The 10,067-nt window shown below is 72.1% G+C and carries 11 protein-coding genes; 6 read left to right on the top strand and 5 right to left on the bottom strand.

Annotated elements, in window-relative coordinates; genetic code table 11:
• Window positions 1–89 precede the first annotated feature (89 nt).
• The 5 genes from ACFXGJ_RS13660 to ACFXGJ_RS13640 all read right to left on the bottom strand — a co-directional run bounded on the left by ACFXGJ_RS13660 (window position 90) and on the right by ACFXGJ_RS13640 (window position 4,517).
• Window positions 90–638, bottom strand: coding sequence for a ferritin (locus ACFXGJ_RS13660; protein WP_378620445.1), 549 nt, complete (start codon window positions 636–638; stop codon window positions 90–92).
• Window positions 639–881: 243 nt separating this feature from the next.
• On the bottom strand, window positions 882–1,430 hold the full coding sequence (locus ACFXGJ_RS13655; protein ID WP_378620443.1) for a ferritin: 549 nt from the start codon (window positions 1,428–1,430) through the stop codon (window positions 882–884).
• 27 nt (window positions 1,431–1,457) lie between these two features.
• Complete coding sequence (locus ACFXGJ_RS13650; protein WP_378620457.1) at window positions 1,458–2,660, bottom strand: LCP family protein; 1,203 nt, start codon at window positions 2,658–2,660, stop codon at window positions 1,458–1,460.
• A 191-nt stretch (window positions 2,661–2,851) separates the two neighbouring features.
• Window positions 2,852–3,664 carry a CPBP family intramembrane glutamic endopeptidase gene (locus tag ACFXGJ_RS13645; protein ID WP_378620439.1) on the bottom strand — a complete coding sequence of 271 codons (813 nt, stop codon included), beginning with the start codon at window positions 3,662–3,664 and terminating at the stop codon, window positions 2,852–2,854.
• 85 nt (window positions 3,665–3,749) lie between these two features.
• Entirely contained in the window at window positions 3,750–4,517 is a 768-nt protein-coding gene (locus ACFXGJ_RS13640; RefSeq protein WP_378620435.1) for a DUF2470 domain-containing protein, read from the bottom strand.
• A 114-nt stretch (window positions 4,518–4,631) separates the two neighbouring features.
• Between ACFXGJ_RS13640 and ACFXGJ_RS13635 the strand changes: the two genes are divergently transcribed.
• The 6 genes from ACFXGJ_RS13635 to ACFXGJ_RS13610 all read left to right on the top strand — a co-directional run bounded on the left by ACFXGJ_RS13635 (window position 4,632) and on the right by ACFXGJ_RS13610 (window position 10,048).
• Window positions 4,632–5,366: a hypothetical protein gene (locus tag ACFXGJ_RS13635; protein ID WP_378620431.1), complete on the top strand. Its 735-nt coding sequence runs from the start codon at window positions 4,632–4,634 to the stop codon at window positions 5,364–5,366.
• Window positions 5,367–5,434: 68 nt separating this feature from the next.
• On the top strand, window positions 5,435–6,355 hold the full coding sequence (gene pheA / locus ACFXGJ_RS13630; protein WP_378620427.1) for a prephenate dehydratase: 921 nt from the start codon (window positions 5,435–5,437) through the stop codon (window positions 6,353–6,355).
• A 2-nt stretch (window positions 6,356–6,357) separates the two neighbouring features.
• On the top strand, window positions 6,358–7,032 hold the full coding sequence (locus ACFXGJ_RS13625; protein WP_378620424.1) for a histidine phosphatase family protein: 675 nt from the start codon (window positions 6,358–6,360) through the stop codon (window positions 7,030–7,032).
• Between the two features lie 50 nt (window positions 7,033–7,082).
• Complete coding sequence (locus tag ACFXGJ_RS13620; protein WP_378620421.1) at window positions 7,083–7,691, top strand: TetR/AcrR family transcriptional regulator; 609 nt, start codon at window positions 7,083–7,085, stop codon at window positions 7,689–7,691.
• A gap of 110 nt (window positions 7,692–7,801) precedes the next feature.
• Window positions 7,802–8,941: a lipase family protein gene (locus tag ACFXGJ_RS13615; RefSeq protein ID WP_378620453.1), complete on the top strand. Its 1,140-nt coding sequence runs from the start codon at window positions 7,802–7,804 to the stop codon at window positions 8,939–8,941.
• A gap of 138 nt (window positions 8,942–9,079) precedes the next feature.
• A complete protein-coding gene (locus ACFXGJ_RS13610) occupies window positions 9,080–10,048 on the top strand; it encodes an NADPH:quinone oxidoreductase family protein (RefSeq protein ID WP_378620418.1) in 969 nt (322 codons plus the stop codon).
• Window positions 10,049–10,067: the final 19 nt, after the last annotated feature.

Genomic DNA, 10,067 nt, shown 5'->3' with positions numbered 1-10,067 from the left:
CGGGGGCGGGGGTCGCGCCGGGCGGGGTGGGGGTTGGGGGGCGCCCCCCCGGCCCCCCCCCCCCCCCCCACCACTGCGGCGGAGCCGCCTTAGATCGAGCCGCCCGCGACGGGGGGTGCGCCCACGGCGTCCGCCGGGCTGCCCATCTCGCGCGCGACGAAGGTCTCGAGGTCGAACAGGTTGGTGCCGGCGCGATCCGCGATCGCCAGCAGCGTCGTCATCGAGGCGACCTCCTCGACCTGCTCCTTGAGGAACCATTGCATGAACTGCTCGCCGAGGTAGTCGCCTTCCTCGCGGGCGGTGCTCGCGAGGCGGACGATCTGGTCGGTGACGAGCTTCTCCTGCGCGAGTGCGAGTGCGATCGGCTCGCGCGGTCCGTCGAAGTTGGACTTCGCCGCGTCGACGCCGGTCAGCTCGACCGTCATGTCGCGGTCGAGGAAGTACTGCACGATCATCATCGCGTGGTTACGTTCCTCGACCGCCTGGGTGTAGAAATGCTTGGCCAGCTGCGGGAGGTCGGTGTTGTCGAAGTACACGGCCGTCGCAATGTACTGGTGAGATGCGTTGAATTCGTTGCGAATCTGGTCGTGGAGCAGTGCGTGAAACTTCGTCTCGTTGCTGTCGTCGCTATTGCTCATTCGGCGACGATATCGCTGGTCAAAATCCGTTGTCATCCAAGTGAAGCCTTATTGAGGACAGTGTTCCCTAATTAATGGTGCGGTCTCCCGGCGCGGTCGGCGGGGTCACCGCCGGCCATTCGAATTCGTGAATTCGGCTAACGGTGGCCGCCCGCCTGCCGCATTCCGGGAGTGAAAAGAGTTGTCCGGCATGAACGTTCCGGCGGATCCGCGCCCGGTCCACCCCGGGGGCAGTGAATGTGCCTACGCGGCACCGCCTCCCGCGGGTCGCGGCGCCGTCGAGTCCGACTTCGACGCGGAGTTCATCTCCCGAGCGACGAAGTCCTCGACGTTGAACAGGTTGTCCCCGGCCCGATCGACGATCGCCAGCAGCGTGGTCATCGAGGCGACCTCCTCGACCTGTTCCTTGAGGAACCACTGCATGAACTGCTCGCCGAGGTAGTCGCCGGTGTCGCGGGCGGTGCGGGCCAGCCTGGTGACCTGGTCGGTGACGGTGCGTTCCTGGTTCAGCGCCAACTCCACCGGCTCGCGGACCGACCCGAACTCGGTGACGACCTCGTCGATGCCGGGGATCTGCACCGCGAGATCGTTGTCGAGCAGGTACTGGATCATCATCATCGCGTGATTGCGTTCCTCGTTCGCCTGGCTGTAGAAGCGCCCGGCGAGCTGCGGGAGGTCGTTCCCGTCGAAGTACACCGCGACCGCGATGTACTGCTGCGACGCCGTGAACTCGTTGCGAATCTGTTCGCGGAGTAGGTCGTGGAACTCGCTGCGCTCGCGGGGGTTGCTCATGGGCTCAGGCTACCGGGCACGGCCGGTTCAGTTGGTGGTCAGCAACTCCGGCGGAATCGGCTTGTCCTCGGCCAGCGCACCGAAGAACTGCGAGGCCTTCTCGCGGTCCCACAGCAGCACGTTGCCGGAGTCGGTGTCCTCGAACCCGCCGACCGGGACGGTCGTGGTGACCAGGTCGCCTCGCATCGCCCAGGCGAGGCCGGCCAGGTTCCACAGGTGATCGTTCTCGTCGACCTGCAGGGAACCGGCGGTCTTGGTCACCAGCGGCCACACCCGCAGCGGGTTCAGCAGCGTGCCGAGGCTGGTGGCCTTCTTCAGCAGCGCGGCCATGAACGCGCGCTGGTTGTTCATCCGGTCCAGGTCCGCCAGTGGGGTCGCGCGACTGCGCACGAACCCGAGCGCCTCGGCGCCAGTGAGGTCCTGGCAGCCGGGCTGCAGGTTGACCCCGGCGAGCGGGTCGTTGATCGGGTACGGCACACAGAGGTTCACCCCGCCGATCGCGTCGACCATGCCGGCGAACCCGCCGAACCCGATCTCCGCGTAGTGGTCCATCCGGAGTCCGGTGGCCTCCTCGACGGTCTGCACCAGCAACTGGGGTCCGCCGATCGCGAAGGCGGCGTTGATCTTGTCTCTCCCGTTTCCGGGGATGGGGACGTAGGAGTCGCGCGGGATCGACACCATCGTCGCGGCGCCGCTCTCGGGGATGTGCACCACCATGATGGTGTCCGTGCGGCCGTTCCCGACGTCGCCGCCGGTGGAGAGCTGCTGCTCCTGCTCGGGGGTGAGGCCGGTGCGGCTGTCGGAGCCGACCAGCAGCCAGTTCGTCCCGGGGGTGTCCGCGATCCGGCCAGGGTAGCCGGACAGTGCGTCGACCCGGGTCAGCGAGCGGTCCAGGTAGAACACCGACCCGCCGAGGACGACCAGCACGATCAGCAGCACCAGTCCGATCCGGCGACCCCAGTGCGGCCGGCGGCGGGTCCGCGCCGGACGGGGAGGCTGCTCGGGCGGCGTCGGCGCCTGCCGACGGCCGGGCGGGGGCGGCGGCACCGGGGTGCCGCGCCGCCGCGCCGGATCGACGTACGGCTGCGGCGTCTGGGTCGGCGCGTGTGCCGAGCCCGAACGGTGGTCGGGCCGGGGCGGTTGGGGCTGCCGCGGCGCGAGGGGGCGCTGGTCCGGCGGCTGCGACCAGGCCCGTGCGGGAGGCCCCTGCCTGCCGTCGCGGCGGATCACCTGGGTGCCCTCGGGCGGCGGGCCCGCGGGCCGTCGGGGCGGCGGCACCGGTCGTCGTGGCGGCTGGTTCGACGCCGGCGGCTGATTCGGTCCCCACGGTTGCGGGTGCGGCGCACCGCCGCGACCCGCGCGGGGGTCCCGGGGGTCGCGGGGCTGGAAGTGGTCGCCGTTCACCACAGAAACTGTACGGGTCAGGGCAGCCAGGACACGTGGCCGCGAAGCGCGGTGTACCCGACGAACGCGACCGCGTCGATCAGCCAGTGCGCCACGATCAGCGGCCACAACCGGCCGGTGCGCTGCCAGTAGCGCCCGAGAACCAGGCCCATCACCACGTTGCCGAGGCCGCCGCCGAGGCCCTGGTACAGGTGGTAGCTGCCGCGCAGCAACGCGGACGCGACCAGCGAGGAGTTCTCGCCCCAGCCGAGCCTGCGCAGTCGCGAGATCAGGTACGCGACCACCAGCACCTCCTCGGCGGCGGAGTTCGCGAACGCCCACAGCAGCAGCGCGGGCAGGCGCCACCAGTGCTCGTCGAGGGTGCTCGGGAGCACGGTGAGGTTGGCGCCCACGGCGGTCGCAACCAGATAGAGGCCGAGGCCCGGCAGTCCGATCAGCGCGGCCAGTCCGACCCCCGGCAGCAGGTCGCGACGCCAGCCGGGACGACGGCTGAGCCCGATCTTCTCGGGGCCGAGTCCGCTGCGCCAGAGCAGGTACAGGCCGAGCGCCGCCCAGGCGCAGAGCTTGACGATGCCGAGCAGTTGGCGGCCGAGGTCGATCCAGTCGACGGTGGAGCGGGACGCGTTCAGCGCGACCGTCTGGTCGGAGAGTTCACCGGGGGCCATCGCGCTCTCGGCGAGCGACAGCACGCTCGACAGCGCGCTCAGCCCGAAGGTGACCAGCAGGACGACGGTGATCTCGAACCACAGTGCACGGCGCTCGGCGGCATCCGGCGCCGGCTCGGTCTGCGGGTGCGGGGCAGGCCGGAGCCAGTCGTCGAGCCGGGTCACACCCGTGACGGTAGCGCTTCGCGCCCGTGCGCGATCGGTACCCCGCCTGGGGTGAAAGTGCGCACGGAGCGCGGAGCGCCGTCGGTCAGGGTCGCGCGCGGAGGCCGTTCAGGAACGGGCACCCGACGAGCAGGCGCAGCGCCCGGTTGAGCCCGTCCGCGTCGTCGACGGGACTGTCGAAGGAGAGCCGGACGTCGCTGTCCCCGTCCGCGCCCTCGATCCGCAGCCGTACCCCGTACCGGTCCAGGCCGAGGGGGCGGACCTGCCCAGTGCGCAGATTCCGCGGCAGGCGCTGCTCGAGCTGACGGATCAGGTCGCCGTGGTCGGATTCGAGGTGCTCGAGCCAGCAGTCCTCGACCGCGTGGAAGGGGTCGGGCCGGGCGGCGAACAGGTCGTCGAGCGGCACGGGTTCGGCGCCGTGGCTGTCCGCGACGACCGCGGATCCGAGCACGAGGCGAAGCAGGGTGGTCGTGTGCCCGACGTCGAGGAGGGCGGGGTCGGGGTGCTCTGCCGCGACCGCAGCGGCCAGCGCGCGGGAGGCCTCGGGCGGTACGGCGTGCAGCGCGCCGCGCAGCCACACCAGGGAGCGGACCGGTTCGCGCAGCGTCAGCGGGGTCTGGTCGGTGAGTTCGAGGAGCGCGGGCAGTCCGGCACGACCGGCCTGCCAGCTCAGCGCGGTGACGGCGGAGTCGGTCGGGACGGTGAGGACCACGTCGCCGCCCGCGCGCAGGTGCGCGGCGGGGACGGTGACGGGCTCGCTGCCGTCGACCGCGAGGACGGCCGGCCGCGCGCGAGCGCACGCGCTGCGGACGCGTTCGGCCGTGGACGGGGCGAGCGGGGTGGACGCGGTCATGGGCGGTGCTCCTTTCGGTCCCCGGAGTCCGGAGTCACAGTAGGTTAGCCATGCCTAAGTTAAGTGCCGGGTCCCGGAACGCGCAAGGCCCACCCGCGCGGCTACCGTGGAGCCGTGTCCACCCTGCTCACCCTGCATCCCCCCACCCCGAACGATCCGCGACCGCCGTTCGCTGGGCTGCTCTCCGAGATCTGCGCCGACGTCGCGGGCGCACGCGCGCGGCGACGCGGCGAGCTGTTCGGGCCGCCGGTCCTGCCGGTCGCCGCGCTCGACGGGGCCGAGCCGTCCGACGGGCCGCTGTGGGTGCGCCTGGGCGCCGATCTCGACCGACTGTCCGCGCAGGGCGGCCCGGCGCTCACGCGCGTCGAGGTCGACTGCCCGCTCGGGCACCTCGACGACGCCGTCGCGCTCGCCCAGGGCGATCCGCGTCCGCTGCCCGCCCCGCTCGCGGTGTTCGTCGAGCCCGACGGTGCGGGTCGCGGATGGGCCGCCGAATCGGCCGAGCGGATCGCCGCCGCGGGGGCGCGCCCGGGCCTCGACACCGGCCTCGCCGACGTGGACGTGGCCGACTTCCTCGCCGTGCTCGCGCATTCCGACGCCGGCTTCGTCGCCCGCGCCGGGAGCGGGGAAGAGGTGGTCGCGATCCTGGCGGCGACGGTCGCGGCTCTGCGCGGCGACGACATCCGCGCCGCCTACGTCCGCGCGGACCCGGCACCCGTGGCCGCCCTGAGCGCCGCGGCGGCCGGCGCGGTCCGGGAGGTACTGCTGGGGATCGCGGTCGCGGACGCCGCCGCGGTCGAGGCGCACCTGCTCGCGCACGGCATCACCGCCGGCGCGTTCCGGGCCTGATCGGACCGTTCGGCGCCACGACGACCAACGGTCCGATCCGGCCGGGGGCGGGTGCGTAATCTGGACCGGTGCCACGTATCGCCTACTTCGGACCGTCCGGGACCTTCACCGAGATGGCCCTCGCCCAGCTCGAGTCCTCCGGTGCCTTCGACGGCCCGGTCGAGCGGGTCGCCGCGCAGAGTCCGCCCGCCGCGCTCGCCCTGGTGCGCGCGGGAACCGTCGACGGCGCCGTGGTTCCGATCGAGAGTTCGGTCGAGGGGCCGGTGCCGCCCACCCTCGACGCACTCGCCGTCGAGGACCGGCTGCAGATCGTCGCGGAAACCGAACTGGACGTGAGCTTTACGATCCTCGCGCGCCCCGGCACCACCCTCGAGCAGGTGCGCACCATCCGCGCCTACCCGGTGGCGGGCGCCCAGGTGCGGATGTGGGTCGAGAGGAACCTTCCCGACGCCGCCGTCGAGTCCGCCTCGTCCAATGCCGGCGCCGCGGAGGACGTGGCGGCCGGGACTGCGGACGCGGCGGTGTCCACGGCACTCGCGGGCGAGCGGCTCGGGCTGGCCGTGCTCGCCGACTCGGTGGCCGACTTCGACGGTGCGCGAACACGATTCGTGCTGGTGACCCGCCCCCGCCCTGCGCCGGCCGCGACCGGAGACGACCGCACGGCGGTGGTCCTGCAGCTGGACAACTCGCCGGGCTCGCTGGTCAGCGCCATGTCCGAATTCGCCACCCGTGGAATCGATCTCACTCGCATCGAGTCCCGCCCGACGCGGGTCGAGTTCGGCACCTACAAGTTCTACCTGGACTGCATCGGGCACATCGAGGACACCGCGGTCGCGGAGGCGCTCAAGGCGTTGCACCGCAAGCACACGGTGCGGTTCCTCGGGTCGTGGCCGGCCGCGACGCCCGGCGGTCAGCGTCCGCCGTCGGACGAGGAGGCGGCCGAGTGGCTCCGTCGCATCCGGGCCGGCGAGCCGGACGGAGGGAACTGACGGTGACGGGCAAGCTGATCCTGGTCCGGCACGGTCAGACCGAGGCGAACGTCGCCCGGCGGCTGGACACGCGACTGCCCGGCGCGCGACTGACCCAGCACGGTGAGGGGCAGGCCCTGGCCTACGGGACCGCCCTGACCGGCCCGCCCCCGAAGGCCGTGGTCGCGTCGGAAGCGTTGCGCGCCAGGCAGACCGCGAGCTTCGTCGAGCTGGCGTCCGGCATCACGGTGCAGGTGCGCGAGGGAATTCACGAGGCGCAGGCCGGCGAGCTCGAGGACCGGTCCGACCGTGCCTCGCACGAGCTGTTCGCGCGGGTGTTCCACTCCTGGCATGCGGGGGAGCTCGGCGCCCGGATCCCCGGCGGGGAGTCCGGCGAGGACATCCTCGAGCGGTACCTGCCGGTGGTGAGCTCGCTGCGGTCGGAGTTTCTCGAGGGCGAGCGTGCCACCGAGGCCGGCGACGTCCTGGTGGTCAGTCACGGCGCCGCCATCCGGCTCGTCGCCCGCTACCTCGCGGACGTGGACGCCACCTTCTCCGCGGACACCCACCTGGACAACACCCAGACCATCGAGCTGGCCCCGACCCCGGGCGGCGGCTGGAAGTGTGTGCGCTGGGGGGCGCTGCTGCCGCCGTTCTTCGCGCCGTCGGAGGACGTGCTCGACGATCCGATGGGGTGAGCGGCAATCACTCCCGTTCAACGCGTTTCGGCGCTGCGTAGGCTGTGAGCGTGACGGAGCGAGTCGACAAGCGCAGCCAGCGGTACGCGGGCAGGCGAGCGGAGCTGCTCGCCGCCGTCACCGGCTACGTGATCGAGCACGGGGTCCTCGGCCTGTCGATGCGACCGCTCGCCAAGGAGGTCGGCGTCTCGCACGCCTCGCTGCTCCATCATTTCGGGAGCAAGGAGAACCTGCTCGCCGAGGTCGTCGAGAACATGCGCCGTGAGTCCATTCCGGTCGAGCTGCTCGCCGACGAGCACGGCGATCCGATCGCGCTGCTGACCCGATGGTGGTCCACACGAGCGGATCCCGCCGTGCTGCCGCGGTTTCGTGTGATGCTCGAGATCTACGTGCAGGCGGTGCTCCAGCCCGCGGAGAACGAGCGGTTCCTGGCGCGGTTCGTCGGGCAGTGGCTCACCGCGTTGGAGACGGGGCTGCGGGCGGCGGGCTGCCCCGACGACGAGGCGCCGCTCGAGGCGACGCTGATCCTGGCCCAGGTGCGCGGGCTCTCGCTGGACCTGCTCGGGACCGGCGACCGGGCCCGGGTGGACAGCGCGTTCGCTCTGTTCGTCGACGGCGTCGCCGCGAAGGTCGACCGGTGGAGGCCGTCCGGGTCCTGATTGCTTGACCAATTGGTAGAGCTACTTCTATGGTCTGATCGACCGGTCGTGCTGTGACCGGGCGCACAACCGTGAGGAGAACTGACTTGACCAGTCGACTGCGTGCCCTGATGGCGGGCGCCGCCGCCGTTGCCGCCGCCGCGATGTGCGCCGCCGCGCCCGCGGGCGCCGCCCCGGCCACCGGCGCACCGGGCGTCGTCGTGAAGAACGTCGAACTGCCCCGTGACCGCTGGTTGCCGGGGATCGCGGAGGCATCCCAGCTGACGTACTGGTCGCAGGGTCCCGGCGACAAGCCGATGCTCAGCACCGGCGTGGTCTACCTCCCGCAGGGCACCGCGCCCGAGGGCGGCTGGCCGGTCGTCTCCTGGGCGCACGGCACCACCGGCGTCGCCGACCAGTGCGCACCGAGCGCGAACGTGCCGGCCGACCGGACGGTGCGCGGTCTCGGGCACTGGCTCTCGCAGGGCTACGCCGTGGTCGCGACGGACTACGTGGGCCTCGGCACCGAGGGGGTGCACCCGTACCTGGACGGGCGCTCGGCGGCGCACAGCGTCGTCGACATGGTGCGCGCGGCACGGTCGGTGACCCCGGAGCTGTCCCGCAGGTGGGTCGCGATGGGCCAGTCCCAGGGCGGCCAGGCGACCATGTTCACCGCCAATCTCGCCACCGCGTACGCGCCCGAACTCGACTACCGCGGCGCGGTCGCGACCGGCGTGCCCTCCAACATCGAGAACCTGCTGCCGCTCGGCGGGCCGTCGTTCCCGAAGCTGCCGCTCAAGGGCACCACGGTCTACATCGCCAACGCGCTCGACGGCCTGCGCGCCGCGCGTCCCGACGTCGACATCGACTCGTACCTGAGCCCGCTCGGCAAGGCCATCCTCGACGACGTCGAGAACAACATCTGCTACTCCGACGCGCGGGCGAAGTATGCCGACGTCTCGATCGGCCAGCTCTTTTCGAGGTCGATCGACACCCCGGCGTTCGTCAGCGCGGCGCGCGACATCCTCACCGTGCCGACCAGCGGCTACGACCGCCCCGTCTTCATCGGCCAGGGCCAGCAGGACCTGGATGTCCCGATCCCGTTGACGCTCAAGCTGGTTGCGGACCTGACGGCGAACCGGGTCGACTTCGCGTTCCACACCTACCCGGCCGACCACCTCGGCACCGTGCCCGCCTCCGAGGCCGACAGCACGCCCTTCGTCGCGGCGCTGTTCAGGGGCGAGAAGCCGTGCACCGGGAGCGCCTGCTAGGTCCGGCGCTCGATTCCAGCGGTGCGGCCGCGAGATCGGCGGACCCATCCGGGCGGTCGCGCGGTCCGGTCGATCTACGTTCTGGTACGGATGGGGGGATCCGCGTGCGGACGCGGACAGTCGGGCGAGGAGGCGTTGGTGAAGGCGGTTCACGTAACGGAGACGATCGGTCCCGACGGTGTGTGCGTCGTGGAAACGGACGAACCCGCCGGCGACGGTCTGGTCGTGGTCGACCTCCACGCGGCGGGCGTCTCGTACCCCGACCTGCTCCAGACCTCCGGTGGCTACCAGGTGGTGCGGCCGCTGCCGTTCGTGCCGGGCGTCGAGGGCGCGGGGATCGTGCGCAGCGCGCCCGCCGGTTCCGGCGTCGCGGTCGGCGCCCGGGTGGCGGTGCTGGCCCCGGGCGGCGCCTGGCAGCAGACGGTGGCGGTGCCGCCGGCATCGGTGTACCCGCTGCCGGACGCGGTCTCGCTCACCGCGGGCGCCGGCTTCCTGATGAACTACATGACGGCCCACTTCGCGCTGGTCGAGCGGGCCCGGTACGTCGCGGGCGAGACCGTGCTCGTGCACGGCGCGGCCGGCGGCCTCGGGGTGGCGGCGCTGCAGGTGGCGGCCGCGCTGGGCCTGGAGACGATCGCGGTCGTGAGCACCGAGGCGAAGGCGGACGTCGCGCGGGCCAACCGCGCGACCCACGTCGTGCCGGTCGAGGGGTGGCGCGAGAGCGTCCGGGAGATCACCGGCGGCCGCGGCGTCGACATCGTCATCGACCCCGTCGGCGGCGACAGGTTCACCGACAGCATCCGCAGCCTGGCCACCGGCGGACGCCTGGTGGTGCTCGGGTTCGTCGGCGGCGACATCCCGACCGTCAAGGTGAATCGCCTTCTGCTGAACAATGTCTCGGTTCTCGGGGCGGGATGGGGCGAGTACCTGCGGGCGGTTCCGGACTACCCGGCGCGGCAGTGGTCCCAGCTCGGTCCGCTGCTCGAGTCCGGTGAGCTGCGGATCACGGAGCCCGTCACGTTCGCGCTCGACGAGGCGGCGCAGGCGTTGCGGGCCCTCGAGACCCGGTCCGCGGCGGGAAAGGTGGCGTTGCGGTTCGGTGCGTGAGCGTCCGCGCGGTGTCGGT

Source organism: Rhodococcus sp. NPDC059234 (assembly GCF_042754225.1).
Classification (GTDB): domain Bacteria; phylum Actinomycetota; class Actinomycetes; order Mycobacteriales; family Mycobacteriaceae; genus Rhodococcus_G.
Note: the sequence above shows the minus strand (reverse complement) of the source record. Positions and strands in the feature narration are given on the sequence as shown.